At 74.3% G+C, this 18,288-nt stretch carries 7 protein-coding genes; 4 read left to right on the top strand and 3 right to left on the bottom strand.

Going from position 1 to position 18,288, the window contains the following annotated elements; all coding sequences use genetic code 11:
* Positions 1 to 287: 287 nt before the first annotated feature.
* Positions 288 to 647, bottom strand: a complete 360-nt coding sequence (locus ACH4NX_RS36560) for a helix-turn-helix domain-containing protein (RefSeq protein ID WP_398130182.1) — start codon at positions 645 to 647, stop codon at positions 288 to 290.
* 566 nt (positions 648 to 1,213) lie between these two features.
* Between ACH4NX_RS36560 and ACH4NX_RS36565 the strand changes: the two genes are divergently transcribed.
* The 4 genes from ACH4NX_RS36565 (at position 1,214) to ACH4NX_RS36580 (ending at position 15,512) form a co-directional block, all read left to right on the top strand.
* Positions 1,214 to 1,522: a nuclear transport factor 2 family protein gene (locus ACH4NX_RS36565; RefSeq protein ID WP_398130183.1), complete on the top strand. Its 309-nt coding sequence runs from the start codon at positions 1,214 to 1,216 to the stop codon at positions 1,520 to 1,522.
* A 594-nt stretch (positions 1,523 to 2,116) separates the two neighbouring features.
* Positions 2,117 to 2,809 (top strand): hypothetical protein, encoded by a 693-nt coding sequence (locus ACH4NX_RS36570; RefSeq protein WP_398130184.1) that lies wholly within the window; start codon positions 2,117 to 2,119, stop codon positions 2,807 to 2,809.
* Positions 2,790 to 2,963 (top strand): ricin-type beta-trefoil lectin domain protein, encoded by a 174-nt coding sequence (locus ACH4NX_RS36575; RefSeq protein WP_398130185.1) that lies wholly within the window; start codon positions 2,790 to 2,792, stop codon positions 2,961 to 2,963. The genes ACH4NX_RS36570 and ACH4NX_RS36575 overlap by 20 nt, the downstream gene beginning before the upstream one ends.
* A 231-nt stretch (positions 2,964 to 3,194) precedes the next feature.
* On the top strand, positions 3,195 to 15,512 hold the full coding sequence (locus tag ACH4NX_RS36580; RefSeq protein WP_398130186.1) for an amino acid adenylation domain-containing protein: 12,318 nt from the start codon (positions 3,195 to 3,197) through the stop codon (positions 15,510 to 15,512).
* 604 nt (positions 15,513 to 16,116) lie between these two features.
* On the opposite strand, the gene ACH4NX_RS36585 is transcribed toward ACH4NX_RS36580, so the two are convergent.
* The gene (locus tag ACH4NX_RS36585) at positions 16,117 to 16,503 is read right to left on the bottom strand and encodes a hypothetical protein (protein ID WP_351402516.1); all 387 of its coding nucleotides are present in this window, start codon (positions 16,501 to 16,503) and stop codon (positions 16,117 to 16,119) included.
* Positions 16,504 to 16,633: 130 nt separating this feature from the next.
* Positions 16,634 to 17,935 (bottom strand): MFS transporter, encoded by a 1,302-nt coding sequence (locus tag ACH4NX_RS36590; RefSeq protein ID WP_398130187.1) that lies wholly within the window; start codon positions 17,933 to 17,935, stop codon positions 16,634 to 16,636.
* Positions 17,936 to 18,288: the final 353 nt, after the last annotated feature.

Consider the following 18,288-nt stretch of genomic DNA (forward strand, 5'->3'; position numbering starts at 1 on the left):
AGCCTTCGCCGGAGCGGCTGCCGGCGGTGCCCCGGCTTCGCCGGGACGACCGGGCCCCGCGAAGCCTCCCGCCCACCAGCGGCTGGGTCGCATGTCCCGTGCCACCTCAGGGGATGGTGTGACGGAGCGCGTTGTGCGCTCCCGTGTTCCCAACGCTCGTGGCAGAGGTGCACTACGCGGTCGCGGCGGCACCCAGCAGCGTGGTTGCCAGGCGGTACAAGCCCTCGCAGGTGCTGCCGTCCGTGCAGATGACGCTCACACGGGACACGCGCGCCAATCGACGGGCGTCACGTCATGGGCTCGTCCGCGGTCGTGGCGCGCCCTCGTCGGTCCGCTCCCTCGGCACCGCCGCCGGCGGACTGCCACGTGCTGTGCACGGCGCACAGCAGTGTGGCGGCGAGCGCGAGGGCAGCGCCATGGTCGGTCGTGACATCCATGCCCGTCGTGGCGGAGAAGCGGGCCAGCCGGTTGTCGACGGTGTTGGGATGGACGCCCAGCTCGCGCGCGGTAGCACGGCGGTTGCGGGACAGCCGGAGGTGGGCCCGTACGGTCTCGGTCAGTTCCGGGCGATCGGCCACGGGGGCGAGGAGAGCCGCGATGTCTACGCCGCTCTCGCCCGACCGGGAGAGGTGGTACTCGAGCAACACGTCCAACACCGTCCGCACCCGCGTCCTCGACGCCGTCCGCCGGGTCGCGGAGGCGGAATGCGCCGCTTCGGGATGCCCCCGCCCTCCACGGCTCACCTTCTCGCACGACTTCCCGGTCACCAACAACGACACCCCGACCGTCGAACTCGTCCGCGCGGCCCAACGCGAGGCGTTCGGCACGGATGCGGTGCTGGAGTACGAACCGCTCATGGGCAGCGAGGACTTCCCCGTGTTCGGCATGCCGGAGCACAACGGCGGCACGCGCATCCCCCTGTCCCCGTCGGCTCCCTCACGTCGTCGGCCGGCGAGCTCGCCAGCGCCTGCGACGTGTCGCTCAAGCCGAACGTCTCCGGCTCGCGCCGCACTCCCAGTCGGCGGGAGGTTCACACCGTCGCGTACCCAGGGTGCGGTGCCGAGGCAGGACGGGTGTGCCCCGCGCCAGACGGCGCCGCCGGCGCGTTACTGCAGAAAGCCGTCGCCCTCGTAGGAGGCGAGTCCTTCGCCGTGCCACGGGAGCGCGGCACCGTGACTTCTCCCTGACCTGTGTGGACGACTCTCCGCGGCACATGACCGCTGTCGGCGGACAGGACATCGTCCGCGAGTCGCAGCTGATCCCGTGCCTGTACGCGGACTCGGATCTTCTTGGCCTCATCGGCCGCCTCACCGGCGAGCGGATCGAATGGGTCGTTCCGCCGGGTCTGCACCACGGAGGCACGTACCAAGGACGCGAGGAGATACTCGACAACGTCTTCTCCCGCTTCGTCACCGAGTGGCGGGGCTTCAACGTCGCCTCCGAGGAGATCCTCGACGCCGGGAACGGTGTCGTCTCACTCGGCCACTACAGCGGCACCAACCTGACGACCGGGAGCCGATGAGGACACGCTTCGTACACGTGTGGCGACTGCGCGGCGGCGTCCCCGCGCACTTCGAGACCGTCCTCGCCACCCACGCCTTGGTCGCCGCGATGTGAACAGTTTCCGAGCACGGTCGGCGCTACGGCGCCGACCGTATTGCCGACCCATCGAGTCGGCCCCCCGGATGAGGAAATCGTGGGGCCGCTCGACGATCCGAGCGAACACAACGGCCGCCTCGGCGTCGTGCGTTGCGGGGCCATGGAGGGAGATTCACAGGCGGCCCGGGTAAGGTGCGGCAGGGTCCTCTGAACCCGTCCTGCAGGGACGAACAGCGGGTGTCGGCAGGCCGGTTCACCGTGCGACGCCGCCGCTGCCTCCGAAAGGCCGGCCCGGAACACGGCTGGGCTCTCCTCACGGCGACCGCGCCGCTCGCCCTCTGCCGGTATGTGGCTTCCGGTCATTCTCACCCCGCACGAGGAGCACAACACAATGCCTGAGCTGCCCAAACGGAACACAGGCCAGGGCCGACCCGCCGGCTCACCACCGGACAGGCATGCCGGTGTCAACGACGCGGCGAAGGTGGCAGCAGCCCGTGCCGCTCTCGCCCGTGCGGCTATGGCCCACCGAGCCGGCGCCGGGGATGACGAGGGAAGTCCGCAACCGCAGCCGGCCGCCCGTAACGCCGACCGCGACGAATCCGTCACCGTTCCGGCAGCGGCGGACGACGGCCCTCGCCCCGGCTCACGCCGCCCGCCCGCGAAGTGGATCGCCATCGCCGCCGCCGTGGCCGTCGCGGTGACAACCGCCGGAGTGGCCGTCACGACCAGCGGGAGCCAGGAGAAGGCCGATCCGCGGGTCCACGCCGCGAAGGAGCTGCCGCAGCCCGATGTGGGCAACCTTCCCACCCCGGACGCAAAGCGGTCTGTGAGCGCTTCAGCGAGCGCGACCGCGTCGTCCGCCCCCTCTTCCGCCGCCTCCCCCACTCCCTCCGGTCAGGAAACACCACCGGGCACGGACAAGGCGGCAGAGACCGACGCGAAGCCCACCGTGAGCAAGGCTCCGCTCAAGGAGGGAACCGGCCCGGGCGGCGACCCGGCTCCCAGACCCGGGAGGGCGCTGGCGGTCGAATCCTCCGGCAACTGCCTGACAGGCGCCGGCTCAGGGTCAGGGCTGGTGGTCGCGGCCTGCACCGGTGCGACCACCCAGTCGTGGAACACCGGGTCCGGCACGGCACTCCAGCAGGGTGGTCTCTGCGCGACCACCACGGGCACCGCCGACCGGCACACCGGTGGCCCTCGCACCGTGTGACCAGTCGGCGGCCCAGCGGTTCAGCCTGTCAGGGAAATCGCTGCTGGCCACGTCGAGCGGTAAGTGTCTGGACCTCTTCGGAGGGGCGTCCGGCACCCAGGTGGTGCTCTGGGAGTGCAACGGCCGTGACAACCAGCGGTGGAACGGCAACTGACACCGCGCGCAAAGGGCCGCGGTCCGCCCGTCGGCCCAGGTGAGCGCCGGGCCGAAGGTCTCGGGCAGCGAACGGCAGTGATATACACATGCGTTGGGTCTCGGTTCGTACCGGTTCTGCCGGGCCCCACCCGTCCAGCCCTGCCGAACGGCTCGGCTCCCTCACGTCAGTGCGCGAGGGAGAGCGCCGTCCCGTGGCACGGCCTCCCTTGATTTGGTGTGAGCAGACGACATGAGTGACGACACCCTCTGGAACGTTCTGCTGTCCGCCGCTCGGGAAGCCCCCGAGCAAGTGACGTCGCACGTGCGTGACGACGGCGGCGAGCTGGACGTGACGTACCGACAACTACTCACGGACGCGGTACGGGTCGCCGGGGGACTGCGGGCGGCCGGGCTGACGCCCGGCACCTGTGTTCCGCTGGTCGCCGACCGCAGCGAGGACTTCCAGGTGATGTTCTGGGGACTGGTCGGTGCCGGTCTGGTGCCGGTGCCCCTCGCCTCGGACGCCCGGCGGGTGGCGCCCGTATGGGAACACCTGGGCCGGCCGACCCTGTTCGTGGACGCCGCGGGCGCGGAGGTGGCGCGGGAGCTGCCCGCCGGGGCGGCCGTGCTGCGGCTGGACAGGCTGCCGGACAGCGGGGCGTCGGAGGGGGAGGTGCCGGACGTGAGGGTGCCGGGTTCGCCGGACGGTCTGGCGTTCGTGCAGTTCTCCTCGGGCAGCACCGGGCAGCCCAAGGGCGTCGAGCTCACGCACGCGGCGGTGACGGCCAACCTGCGCCAGATCGTGACCGTGTCCGACCTGGGCAGTGCCGACGTGGTGGTCAGCTGGATGCCGTACTTCCACGACATGGGTCTGATCGGCACGCACCTCGCTCCGCTCGCCGCCCGTGCCAAGCAGGTCAAGATCGGGCCGCTGGCGTTCGCCCGGCGGCCGGGTATCTGGTTCGAGAGGGCCACCACGCACCGGGCCACCCATCTGTCGGCCGCCAACTTCGCGCTCGCGCTGGCCGTCCGGCGCATCCCTGAGACGGACCTGACCCGCTTCGACCTGCGCAGCGTCCGACGGGTGGTGGTCGGAGCCGAACCGATCTCCGCCACCGTCTGGCGCGACTTCGCTCGCCGTGCGCGGCTCGCGGGCCTTGCGGCGCACGCCCTCCAGCCGGTCTACGGGCTGGCCGAGGCGACCCTCGCCGTGACGTTTCCGCCGCCTGGCGAGATGGCCGTGCCGCTCGTGGTGGAGCGGGGCGCGCTCGGCCGGGGCCGGGTGGTCGACGCCTCCGGTGTTGCCGAGGGGGCCAGTCGTGCCGTCGGTGCCGTCGAGCTCATGGATCTCGGTCACCCCGTGCCCGGCTGCTCCGTGCGGATCGTCGATGACACCGGACGGGTGCTCGGGGAGCGGCGCGTGGGACACGTAGAGGTGCGCGGGCCTCAGCTCGCCCGCGGCTACCTGGGGCTGCCCGATGCCACCGCCGCGGCCTTCACCGCCGACGGCTGGCTGCGCACCGGCGATCTGGGGTTCCTGCGGAAGGGACGGCTGTGCGTCAGCGGCCGGCACAAGGACGTGCTCTTCCTGAACGGACTGAAGTACCACGCCGCCGACCTGGAGGAGGTCGCCGCCGGTACACCCGGGCTGCCGCCCGGGACGGCCGCGGTGGTGGGGTCCACCGATCCCGTCACCGGCCGCGAGCGCGTGGTGGTGTGCGTCGCCTGGGCCCGTCCGCCGCGCTCGGCCGACGAGGTGCTGCGGCACGTCGCGGACCGGGTGGGCGAGGCCCTCCTCCACGACGACGTCCGGGTCGTCGCCCTGCCGCCCGGTCAGTTCCCCCGCACCACCAGCGGCAAGATACGCCGCCATGTGCTGCGCGACCGGTTCGAGGCGGGCCGCTTCCCTCGCGTCGTCGCCCGCGCACCCGGGGGTACGCCGACCGTTGCCGGCCGGCACGGGGCGTGTGAGCACCACATGCCGCGGTCGCGGGCGGCGGCCGAACTCGCGGTGCGCGAGGTGTGGGCCGGGGTGCTGGGGCTGCCCGTGGAGCGGATCGGTTCCCGTACGTCCTTCCGGGCGCTCGGCGGGACCTCGCTGAAGGCGATGGAGGTACTGGCGGCGCTGGAGGAGGTCCTCGGCCGGCGGCTGGAGGTGTCGGCGCTGCGTACCGGGGCCGACACGGTGGCCGAGATCGTCGATCACCTGCTCGACGGGACGGAGGCGGAGCCGGGGGCACAGACAGCGGCGAAAGCGGACGCACAGGCGAAGCCGGAAGTACAGGCGAAGCCGGGAGCGGAAGCAGATGCGGGCGCACAGGTGGAGCCGGGGACGCCTGCGGAGGCGTACGTGGCATCCGAGCCGGTGTCGGGGGCGGGGTCGGGCGACGCGAAGGCGGGAGGCTCCGGCGCTTCCGGCCGGCGGGCGGACGGGACGCTCGCCGTGGTCGGTCTCGCGTGCCGTTTTCCCGGCGCCGACAGCCCCGAGGAGTACTGGCGGCTGCTCACCGAAGGTCGGGACCTCGTCACCCCGGTACCGCCGCACCGGTGGGGTGGCGACCAGGTGCCCGAGGCCCGGTGGGGAGCGTTTCTGAAGGACCCGGCGGGCTTCGACGCCGCTCGTTTCAAGATCGGCGCCGCGGAAGCCCACAGCCTCGACCCGCAGGCCCGGCTCCTGCTGGAGCTGACGCACGAGGCCCTGGAGCGGGCCGGTTACGCCGGCCCGCGCCGCCGAGGCCACCGTGTCGGCGTGTTCACGACGGCCGGGGAGAGCGGCTACCGGGAACTGCTGGAACGGGCGGCCCGCCGGAACGGCACGGAACTGCCGCCCGCCGCACTGACCGGCAATCTGCCCAACCTCCTCGCCGCCCGTGTCGCGCAGAGCTTCGACCTGCACGGTCCGGCCCTGGTCGTCGACACCGCCTGTTCCTCCGCCCTGGTGGCCCTGCACCTGGCCCGCCGCAGCCTCGCGGACGGCGAGTGCGACATCGCCCTGGTCGGCGGCGTCAATCTCCATCTCACCCCGACCGCGCACCGCATGCTGCACGCCGTGCGGGCCCTGTCGCCGACGGGCCGCAGCCGTGCCTTCGGCGCCGGCGCGGACGGCTTCGTGCCCGGCGAGGGCGGCGCGGTGCTCGTCCTGCGGCGGACGGCGGACGCCCGGCGGGCCGGCGACGAGGTGCTCGCCGTCGTCCGCGGCACCGCCGTCAACAACGACGGCACCTCGCTGAGCCTGATGGCGCCCAATCCCGCCCGCCAGCGCGAGGTCATCAGCACCGCGCACGCCGCCGCGGCCGTCGATCCGGCCGAGGTGACCTACGTCGAGGCGCACGGCACCGGCACGGCCCTCGGCGACCCGGTCGAACTGGCCTCGCTCGCCCATGCCTTCCCGCCGCTGCCCGACGGACGTCCGCGGCTGCTGGGCTCGGCCAAGAGCAACATCGGCCACCTGCTGAACGCCGCCGCGATGCCTGGTCTGGTCAAGGTGGTACTGGCGCTGCGACACGGCCAGGTGCCGCCCTCGCCGCACGCCGATCCGCCCGCCGCGCCGGTCGCCGGAGCAGGTTTCCAGGTGCCCGGCCGGCTCGTCCCCTGGCCCGTACCGCCCTCGGGAGGCCCGTTCGTCGCCGGCGTCAGCGCTTTCGGCTTCGGCGGCACCAACGCGCACGCCGTACTGGAGCGGGCCGTCGTACCCGCCGTTCCTCCGGCCCCCGCGCGGCGGCAGGCGGACGGGGCTCATCTCCTCGCGCTCTCCGCCCTCACACCGCCCGCGCTGCACGCCCTGGTCCGGGACCTGTCCGGTCATCTGGCCGCACATCCGGAGATCACCGAGGCCGACCTGTGCCTGACCGCGGGGACGGCCCGCGACGGCGACCACCACCGACTCGCCCTCGTCTGCGACGGCGACGTACGCGCGCGACTGGCCGCCCTCGCCGCGGCGGACGGCGCCGGGGACCGCCCTGCCGCGGCGTGGGGCGAGACCGCCGGCCGCTTCCCCGCGGCGCCGGACACGTACACCGGCGTCGTTGGCTCGCGCCCTCGCCTCGTGTTCCTCTTCCCCGGTCAGGGCACCCAGCGTCCAGGCATGGCCGCCGGCCTCTACGCCACCGCGCCCGTGTTCCGGGACACCCTCGAGGAGGCATCCGCGCACCTCGGCCCGTTGTACGGCCGTACCCTGACCGCCTGGTGCACAGATCCCGACGTCGACCCGGCGGACCTGGCGCGCACGGAGATCACGCAGCCCGCCATGGTCGCCTTCACCGTTGCCCTGACCCGGCAGCTGGGCGCCTGGGGCGTCGTACCGGACGCCGTCACCGGCCACAGTGTCGGGGAACTGGCCGCTGCCTGCGCGGCGGGCCTGCTGCCGCTGTCCGACACCGTCCGCTTCGCCGCCGAGCGGGGCCGGCTCCTCGCCGAGCTGACCGAGCAGGGCGCCATGGCCGCCGTACGCGGGGCGGACGACGCCGTGGACTCCCTGGTCGCCTCGTCGGGCGGGGCCCTCCGCGTCGCCGTACGCGACGCCCCGGGCCGGCTGGTGCTGTCCGGGACCGTGCGTGCCGTCGAGGACGCAGTGGCCGCGCTGACCGCGCGGGGTGTCGCCGCGCGCCGGCTCCAGGTGACGCGCGCCTTCCACTCACCGCTGATGGCACCGGCCGGGCGGGCGCTGTACGACGCCGCCGCCACTTTGGTGCCGGGGGCCGCCCGGGTACCGCTGATGAGTACTCTCGCGGGCGACTGGGTGTCGGCCCCCGACGCCTCCCACTGGCGGGACCACGCGCTGCGGCCGGTGGAGTTCGCGGCTGCCGCGCGGCGGTTGACCGAGGACGGTTTCGACACGTTCGTGGAGATCGGGCCCGGCACCGACCTGCCGGCGGCCGTGCGGCTGGCCGCCGCGGGCCGGGCCGGCCCCGCGCCGGTCGCGCTCTCCGCCCTGCCGGCCGCGCGGGAGGGGGGCGGCCGGGGCAGGGACGCGTTGCTGCGCACCGTCGCCCGGCTGTGGACGCGCGGCGTCGCAGTCGATCACGCCGCGCTGGCTCCGGCGGGACGCCGCGTGCCTGTGCCCACCTATCCCTTCCAGCGGCGGCCGTACTGGCCCGGCCCCGACCCCGCCCGGCTGCTGCACCGGATCGCCTGGACCTCCGCTCCCCTCCCCGGGCCCCCGGGCCCGGTCCCGGTCCCGGTCACGCTGGTGTCCGGGCCGGACGGCGCGGCGGTACGGGAGCTGTCCGCACGGCTGGCCGCGTGGGGAGTGCCGACGGTGGAGGCGGACACGGACTCGGCGGACACCGTCGTCCATCTCGCGGGACGAGGAGAGGACGGCACCGGCCCGGCCGCCGCGGCCGCGTTCCGGGACACGGTGCGGGTTCTCGACCGGGTCGGGGCGCGGCGCCTGCTGCTGCTCACCGAGGACGCCCACCGCACCGGCTCGGAGGGCGAGGCGGTGCCGCGTCCCGGGCAGGCCCTGCTCACCGGTCTCGCGGCGGCGTTGCCGGAGGAGACCGAGGGCGCGGGCCTGACCTGTGCCGACCTGTCCTCCCGGGACACGGCCGAGCAGCGACTCGCCGCAGTGGTGGCCGAGTTGTCCGTGGCGCACGGCGACGTGTCCGTGGCGGCCTGGCGCGGCGGTACGCGGCTGCTGCGAGGGGTCGAGCCCTTGCCCCGTGACGCCGTGGCGCGGTGGACAGCCCAGGACCCGCTGCCCGCGGACGGCGTCTACCTGATCACGGGTGGCGCGGGCGGCCTCGGCGCCGCGCTCGCCCGGGACCTCGCCGGGCGCGGCCGCCCCACCCTCGTCCTCACCGGCCGTTCCGCACGGCGGCCGACCGCGCTGCTGGCGGAGCTCGGCGAGCTGGGCGCCGATGCCCGCTACCGGCAGACCGACGTCACCGACGAGCGGCAGGTCGACGCCCTGCTCGCCCAGGCCCCGGCACCGGACGTCGTGTTCCACCTGGCCGGGGTGGCGGTTCCGGGCTCGTTGCGCGGCACCGGCCGGGACGACACCGTCCGGTCACTGGCCGCCAAGACGGCCGGCACCCGGCTGCTGGCCCGCGCACTGCGTCACCACGGGCACCGCCCGGCGCTGTGCGTGGCCTTCTCCTCGGTGGCCTCCGTCCTGCCGGGTGCCGCGGGCGCGCTCGGCGACTACGCCGCCGCCAACGCCTACCTCGACGCCTTCGCGGCGGCCGAGCGGGCCGCCGGCCGCCGCTGGCTGGCGGTGAACCTCGGCGCCGTGGCCCGCACGGGACTCGCCGCCACGGCGGCGGAGCACGTGGTGCCTTTGCGCGCCGGGGGCGCGCCCCTCGCTCCGGCCGAGGCGCTGCGAGCCCTGCGCGCGGCCTGCGCCGTCGACACCGCGCAGCTGGTGCTCGCCGATATCGGTGCTCCCGGCCACGGCGACGACAGCGGCCCGACGGCGCCGGTACGACTTACTCGGCTCCCGCCGATGGCCGATCAGGTCCCCACCCCGGTGCCCGCCCGGACCTCCTACACCCAGACTTCCTACGCTCAGACTTCCTCCGCTCAGACCTCCACCGCGACCGCATCCGACTCGCCGGCCTCCGTCGCGCCCGCCTTCGCCGCGCCGGCCTCCACCGCGACCGGCCGCACGTCCGGCACCCCCGCACTCGTGCGCGGCTTGCTCGCCGAGGCCCTGCGCCTCCCCGCCGAGGCGGTCGACGAGGACACGGCCTTCCTCTCCCTCGGTCTGGACTCGCTCGCCGCCGTGGATCTGGTCCGGCGGCTGGAACGCGCCCTCGGCCGGGATCTGCCGACGACACTGTTCTTCGAGTACCGGACGGTGCGGGAACTCTGTGCCCACCTCGACACCGACGCGTCCGGCGAGGGCCCGAGCACCCGCCCGGAGGCCCTCACGGAGAGCGCCGTCGCCGAGGGCGTGCCCTTCCCCCTCACCCCCGTACAACTGGCCCTGCACACCAGCAGTGTCCTCTACCCCGGGACCCCGGCCCGCGGCTGGGTGCGGCAGACCGTCCACGGGCCCCTCGACCCCGGTCTGCTGCGGCGTGCCCTCGTCGCGCTCGCCGGGCGGCACGGCATGCTGCGCGTGCGGATCGCCCAGGGCCGCGGCCCCTCCTCCGTACCCCGGCAGACGATCACGGCGGGCGCGGAAGCCGCCGTGTGGTTCGAGACCCGGCCCTGCCCCGAGGGCGAAGACGCCCTCAGGGCCGTGGAGACGGAGCTGGCCAACCGGCCTCTCGACCTCACCCACGAGCCTCCCCTGCGGGCGCTGCTGCTGACCGGTGACGCCGACGTGGCCCACCTGCTCCTGTCCGTGCACCACGTCGCGGCCGACTGCTACAGCCTCAACCTCCTCAGCACGGAACTGTGGACGCTCTATACCGACCTCGCCCTGGACCGCGTCCCGGCCCCGCTGCCGGCAGCCGCCGACTTCGCCGCCCACGCCGGTGGCGTGCGGCCCGCCGTCCGCGCCGAGGACACCGCGTACTGGACGGCCCGCCTGGCGGATCGCTCCCCCATGACGCTGCCCTACGACGGCCGCCCGGACCCCGAGGAGGGCCCCGGACCGATCGTCACCGAGCACCGCGCCCTGGACGCGGACCTCGTCGCCGTCCTGCGTGAACGGGCCGCCCACTGGAACGTCTCCCTCTTCCACCTCCTGCTCGCCGCCTACGCACGCTGCCTGGCCCGGTGGAGCGGACGGCACGACCTCGCGGTCAACGTGGCCCGCGCGGGCCGCGACACCAGGACGCCGGGTCACGACCGGTTGGTCGGCCCCCTCGCCGACACCCTGCCGCTGTTGCTGGAGGCGGACCCTGACGAGCCGCTGCCCCGGCTCGCCGAACGCGTGCGGCTGGCCTGGCTGGACAGTGAGCGGCATGCCACCGTCAGCAGTCTCGACCTCGCCCGGCTGCTGACCGGCGACACATCGGGGCCGCGGACGGCGAGCCCCGCGAGCTTCAGCTTCGCCCGCTTCCCCGCGCCCTTGGACCCGGACTGCCCGGTCGGAGTACGGCCCACCGCGGCGGGCACCGGCTCGGCCGCCACCCGGCTGAGTCTGCTGTGCTGGGAGGACGGGCCCATGCTGCGGCTGTCCTGGAACTTCCCCGAACACGTGCTCTCCCCGGCCACGGTCGCCCGTCTGGCCACCGCCTTCGAGCGGGAGCTGCGCGGCCCCGCGCCCGCGGGCGCGGGCGCGGGCGCGGCCCGGTCGGCCGTGGTCGGCCGGCTGCTGGAGCGGTTGCGCGCAGCGCCCGACGTGATCGCCGTCGACGACGGCCGGCTCCCTGTGACGTACCGGGACCTGGACGCGGCCACCGGTGCCCTCGCCCGGCGGCTGCGGGAGAACGGCGTACGACGGGGCGACCTGGTCGGCATGCTCACCTCTCCGGGCACCGACACCGTGATCGCCGTCGTCGGCATCCTCCGGGCGGGCGCCGGATGGGTTCCGCTGGACGCCGAGCACCCGGCGGCACGGCTGGCCGGGCAGACCGATCGCTGCGGAGTGCGCGTGGTCGTGCACGACGACCGCACCCGGGCCACCGCGCGGGCGATGACCGCGATGACGACCCTGCCCGTCACCGGGCCCGACGACGGGACGGCCGGGCACGCACCCGGTGACGCGGCCGACGCCGACGCGACGGCGTACGTCATCTTCACCTCCGGATCCACCGGCCGTCCCAAGGCGGTGCCCATCACCTTCCGCGCCATGGAGAACTACCTCGACTGGGCGGCGAGCGCCTTCGCCTACGGTCCCGGCGACCGGCTCGCCAACACCTCCTCGCCCTGCTTCGACGCCTCCGTACGGCAGTTGCTGGCGCCGCTGCTGACCGGTGCCACCGTGGTGACCGCCGACCGTGACCTGGTGCGCGATCCGGAACTGCTGCTGCTCCATGTGGCTCGGGCCCGGATCACCGTGTGGAGTTCGGTGCCGTCGCTGTGGGAGCGGCTGCTGACCGCCGCCGAGAACCTCGTCCGACGCGGTGAACCGCTGCCGGACCTGTCCGCACTGCGCCTCGTCCACGTCGGCGGAGAGGTGCTGTGGGCGCACTGGGTGCGCCGCTGGTACGACCTCTTCGGGCCGGGGCAGACCATCGTCAACCTCTACGGGCCCACCGAGACCACCATCAACGCCACCTTCCACGTCGTCGCCGAGCGCCCGGGCGAGCAGGTCACGGCACTGCCCATCGGCCGTGCCGTCACCGGGACCGACTTGCTCGTCGTCGGCCCCGAGGGAGCGCCGACGGATCCGGGCGGCACGGGTGAACTGCTGATCGGAGGCGTCGGACTGTCCGCCGGTTACCTCGGCGAACCCCGGCTCACCGAGGCCGCGTTCACCGAGCGGGACGGTCGCCGCTGGTACCGCAGCGGCGACCGGGTGGAGGTGCTGTCCGACGGCGCCCTGCGATTCGTCGGCCGCCTCGACGACCAGGTGAAGATACGGGGCCACCGGGTCGAACCGGGCGAGGTGGAGGCCGTCCTGCGCACCCGTGCGGACGTCGCGCAGGCGGTCGTGCTGGCGGACGGGGGGCGGCTGTCCGCGTTCGTCGTGCTCGGGGACGCGGAGGACGGCGCGAGCGCGGTGGAGTTGCGGCGCCATCTGGCCCGGTCGCTGCCGCCCTACATGGTGCCGGCCCACATCACCCTCCTGGACGCCCTGCCGCTGACCGGCACCGGCAAGGTCGACCGGCGGGCGCTGCCGACGGCGACCGGCCAGGCGCCGGTGACGGTGGCGGTGGCGGACACACCGCCGTCCGGCGCCGGTGACACCGAGGGACGACTGGAGCGCATCTGGTGCGAGCTGCTCGGTGTCGACCGGGTCGGGCCGGACGACGACTTCTTCGAGCTGGGCGGCGATTCGCTGCTGGCGCTCCAGGTGTTCGACCGGCTGGGCCGGTACGGAGGCGGTCCGCTGCCCAGGCCCACCGCCGTGTACCGGCACCGCACTCTGGCCGCGCTGGCCGAGGCCGTGGACCGGGCGGCCCGGGAGGCGGGGCCGCCTGCCCCCGTGCGGCCCGCCTCCGACGACGGCCCGGCGGGTCCGGCGCGTCCGGCACGTCCGGCACGTCCGACCGACCCGGTGATCGCGGGCGGCCCGGTCGATGCCGGGCAGGCGGGCCCGGTCGTTCCGGCGGCCTTCCCGGTCACCCCGAGTCAGCGCGGGTTCCTGCTGGCCGAGGCCCTCGCACCCGGTACCGGGGGTTCCTGGCTGGCCCGGCTGCGGCTGGCCGGCCCGCTGGACCGGGAGCTGTTTCAGCGGGCCGTGGACATCCTGGTGGCCCGGCATCCGATGCTGCGCACGGTCTTCCCGGCTGGAGCGCGGCCACCGGTGCAGCAGGAGCTGCCCGCGTCGCTGCGGCTGCCGGTCGACTTCGCGGCCGTGTCCGGGCCGGAAGAGCTGGCGGAACAGGTCGAGGACGAGCGGCGCCGCTGCTTCGAACCCTGGGCCTGGCCCCTGCTGAGGCTGCGGGTGCTGACCCTGGCCCCGCACGAGCACGTACTGGTCGTACACGCCCACCACTTGATCGGCGACGGTTACAGCGCCGCTCTGCTGCTCGGTGAACTGACCGCCGTGTACGACGCCCTGAGCGGCGACGAGAGACCCGCGCTGCCCGAACTGGACGCCACTTTCCGCGACTTCGCGTTCCGTGGCGCCGGCCTGTCCACGGTGCCGGGAAGGGAGGAGAACGGCGCGCGGCGCCGACGGGCGGCGTTGTCCGCGCCCTACGCCGGGCCGGCCCTGCGCGTCGCGGACCGGGACGGGACGTCGCCGGGGTTCCACTCCCACGGCTTTGTCCTGGACGCCACCGTCACGGGCGCGCTCCGCAAGGCCGCCGCCGACGCGGGAGCCACCCTGTACGCTCCGCTCCTCACCGCCTACCACGGGGCGCTCGCCGCCCTCACCGGCCAGGAGGACCTGATCATCGGCGTGGCGGTGTCCGGCCGGGACCACCCCCTTCCCGGCATCCACCGTGTCTTCGGGCCTTTCGCCACCGCCGTCGCCGTCCGCCCCTTCGGGCCCGGCACGAAAGCCGCGCCCGGGGACTTCGCGCGGCGGATGCGCCGGGTCGTCGAGGAGATGGTCGACGCCCGCGTCCACGAGGACGTCGTGCCGCGTGACACCAGTGGGTTGCCGCTGACCTCGCAGTTCTTCTTCACCTTCCTCGACTTCGACGCGCTCGGGCAGCGGAGCGGGGACGTCCTGGCCGTGCGCTGGGACGAGGAGGACGGCGGCTTCACGCCGCCCGCGGCCGGGACGGACGTGTTCCTCGCGGCGCGGCCCGACGGGGCCCGGCTCAAGGTCACCCTGCGGGGCGCGGCGGCGGCCTTCGCCCCGGAGACGCTCGCCACGCTCTCCGACGGGCTGCGCGAACGGCTCGTCCGTGCCGTGCCGGCCACCTGCCACCGGTCCGTGGTTCCCCGGGCCGTACGACGGGCCCCGCGGTCCGCGGGCCGGGACCTGGACGCCGCGCTCGTCGGCTATCTGCCCGCCCCCGCCCACCTTGCCCGGCTCACGGGGCTGCCGAAGACCTCCTCGGTACGTGAGGACGTCCGCCGCCTGCTGTTCCCGGACGGCGCGCCCCGGCTGCTGGAGACGACCTCCACACGGCTGGGCCGGTCCGGCTTCGTCGCGCTGCCGCTGTTCGCCGACGAACTCGCCGGCGATCGGGCCCTGGCCGGCCACGTCGTGCGGGCGGTGCGGACGGCTGCCGCGCTCGGCGCCCGTTGCGTCTCACTGGCCGGCATGATCCCCTCACTGACCGGCTACGGTTTCGACGTCGTGCGCGCCGACCGGGCCGCGGCGGAGTCCGTCACCACCGGGCACGCGGCCACCGTCGTCTCCGTGGTCCGCACGGTGCGTGCCGCACTGGCCGCGACCGGCCGCGACCTGGCCGGCCTGGAGATGGCCGTGGTGGGGCTCGGCTCGATCGGCGCCTCGTCGCTGGAGCTGCTGCTGATTCTGGCCGAACGCCCGCCCGCCCGGCTCGTGTTGTGCGACGTGCCCGGCAGCGAGCAGCGCCTGCGGGAACTGGCCCGGACGCTGCGGGAACGAGGGCTGGCCGGGGACGTCGCCGTCCGCGTCTCCGCCCCGGACCTGCCTGACGCCGTGTACGGGGCCGGGCTGGTCGTCGCGGCGGTCAGCGGGCACCATGCCCTCATCGACGTGGACCGGCTGCGGCCCGGTGCCGTCCTCGTGGACGACAGTTTCCCGCACTGCTTCGACACCGGCCGCGCGCTCGCCCGGATGCGCGAGCGCGGGGACGTCCTCGTCGTGGGCGGCGGGCTGCTCGCGGTCGGTGACACGCGGCGCGACCTGGCGGACGAGCTGCCCGGCGCCGTCACCGTCGCCGAGACGGTGGCCCAGCACGGAATAGCCGGCACGCTGGCGTCCTGCCGCGCGGAGTCCCTGCTGCACGCCTCCGGCGCGGACGTGCCCCTGGTGCGGGGCCTGGTCGATTCGCCCACGGCCCTGGCCTACTGGCGGGCCGTCGAGAGGGCCGGGGTCACCGCCGGGCCGCTTCATCTGCTCGGCGAGGTCCTGGAACCGCTCGTGCCACCGCCCTCAAGGAGTGATCGCGGGGCGCCCCGGTGAGTGCGCGCACGCGGTCGTGCGCCGGCTCAGCCGCGGACCCTCAGGGTCGGTCGGTGTCGGTGCCGGCCCCGGACAAGCACCTGCGGCCCCTCCACGTGTCGAGGAGTGGCCGCAGGGTCGTCGTGGAGCAGGGGCGAAGTCGCCCACCTCGTCGCCCCGTTGGCCTTCCGTCGCGCTCCGGTCCGTAAGCCGGGGGACCGGAGGCCTACGATGCCGAAGGGCGGCGAGGCATGGACGCCGACGGTCCGACTGGGTGCTTCCACGGCAGACGAAGGCCTCACCCGGCTCCGGGGGATCGTACGGCTCTCAGCCGTTCCTCACCCGCCGGGGGAGGAAGCTTGGCCACACCGTCGGACCACGGCGGTCCACCGGCCGTGGAACCCGGCCCAAGGAGGTGCCGCCCGGGAATGTCGACACGGAGGTCTGGGAGCGGCGGATCACCACCACCGCCCTCCTGATGTCTCTCGCGGCCGTCCGGAACGCCGATCCCACCGGTCTCGCGGTCCCCGTCCTGCGTCTGGCCGCTCTTCTCGACCCCGAGGGCCATCCGTACGCCCTGTGGACGCAAGCGCCCCTTCTCTCCTGTCTCGCCGCTCACCGTGTCTCACCCGCGAAGAAGGGCACCGCCCGCGACACCTCGCGGGTCACAGCCGACCAGGTCCGCGCGGCCCTGCGGCCACTGCACCGTCATGCGCTGCTCGTCTGCGACCCTCGTGCAGAACCTCCTGCGGTGCGCGTCCACGCCGTCACCGCCCGTGCCCTCCGGGAAACCGTCTCCGACACCGACCTGCCCCACCTGGCTGCCGCGGCAGCCGACGCGCTTCTGGAGGCGTGGCCCGAGGACGACCGGCTCCAGGCCGAGCCGGCCGCGGGCCCGCGTGCCAGCACCGCCGCTCTGGCCGACCGCACGGACGGCCACCTGTGGCGCCCCGCCGGGCACCCGGTCCTCCACCTCGCCGGCACGAGTCTGCGTGACGCGGGGCTGACGCACTCCGCCGTCGACTACTGGCAGAACATGAGGGCGAGATCACCGACCATCTCCGCTAGCAGCAGCCTTGGAAAGGTCCGACTCGCGGCAGCCGCCCGCTCAGTCGGCACTCCCAATCGTCACCGGAAAGCGGTCAGCTCCCCGTCTCTTCAGATACTTTTGGATGCTCCAAGACCTCTTCGGGCAGTTCACGGACGTGCGGCAATCCGGACACGGCGACCCACAGCACGCTCAGCACGGCGCCCGCCGTGCCGATCCACAGCGTGGGCCGCAGGCCGAGCGCGGTGCCCAGCGTGCCCGCCAGCACCGCGCCAACGGGGCGCACCCCGAAGTTGGCTGTCTGCACCACACCCATCACGCGAGAACGCAGCGATGGCGGGATGACTGCGATCAGGTAGCTGTTGGCCGAGATGTCCATGACGGCGACGCCGAAGCCGGCGCCGAGCTGCGCGGCGACCAGCATCGTGATCACCAAGGGTGTCGGGCCCTGGGCCGGCGGCACCAACAGCAGGGGCAGGCTGAACCACAGGAAGCCTGTCACTACGGTCGGACCGACGCCGATCCGACGTACCACACGTGGCGCGGCGTACGCACCGGCCAGCCCTCCGGCCCCGAGCACGGCAACCACCGCGCCCAGTACTGCGGGGGCAAGTTTCAGCTCGGTGGTCCCGTAGAGCACGAAGAGCGTCATCAGGAAGGTGTGGCAAAGACTCAGCATGGCAACGCCGGCCAGCAGCAGAGCCGGAGTGCGGTGCGCCGCCACCCACCCCAGCCCAGCCGCCAGCCCGCTGCCGCCGGGCGGTGACGGTGGCGCCTCCCGTGCCCTGATACGCCCCAGGCACACCGCCGACACCAGGTAGGTCACGGCGTCCAGCAGCAAAGCGAACGGCGCCGACAGCGCGTGAATCAATGCCCCGCCCGAACTGGGCCCGGCGACCACGGCCACCGACCTGCTCCCGGAGAGCAGCGCGTTGCCGTCCACGTATCTCTCCGCGGCGACCACGGACGCGTACACGTGGTGGTTGCAGACCCGGAACAAGACGGTGAGCGCGCCGAGGACGAACTCCGTCACGAACAGGTGGGTCAGCGTCAGTGCCCCGCACGCGTACGCCAGTGGTACGGAAGCGACCGCGGCGAAGCGCCCGATGTCCGCGACGATCATCGCCTTGCGCCGGTTGGTCTGCCGGTCCGCCCACGCCCCGCCGGGTATCGACAGCAGCAACGAGGGCAGCAGGGCCACCGCCGTAAGCCACCCCATCTCGGTGGCGCCCGCGTCCAGCAGCACCACGGCGGCCAGCGGTATCGCCAGGATCGTGATTTCGTCCCCGACCAGCGACACGCTCTGCGCGCTCCAGTACAGCCGAAAGCCCCGCTCCCGCAACAGCCCCGCCCGGGGCGGGGTGATGTCCCCCGTCCTCCCCCGACGACGAGTCACCCTCATCCTCGTCCTGCTCTCATCAGGCGGCCCGCGTGCCCCACGCGGTGGTGTCAAACGCACCGCCGGCCGGTGCCCTGCCGCCCGCCGTCCACCATCCGCACGGTGAACACCCGCCCCGGCCGGAACCCGCCGGTTCCTGTGCGGCCCGCCTCTGCGGCCTTGGACTTCTCAACACGCTGCCGCCCCGGTCCCGACCACCACGCCCAGACAACCGCTGGCCGCCGCGGTCCGCTTCGCGGTCACCGGCCGGCCTGTTGGACGGCAGCCGGGAGGGTCAGCAGCATGATGTGGGAGACGTGCTCCTCGTCGGCCGGCCGCCAGTGGCCGACCTGGCGGTAGCCCCACGCGGC

Origin of the sequence: Streptomyces sp. NPDC017225 (assembly GCF_044331465.1) — a bacterium.
GTDB lineage: Bacteria > Actinomycetota > Actinomycetes > Streptomycetales > Streptomycetaceae > Streptomyces.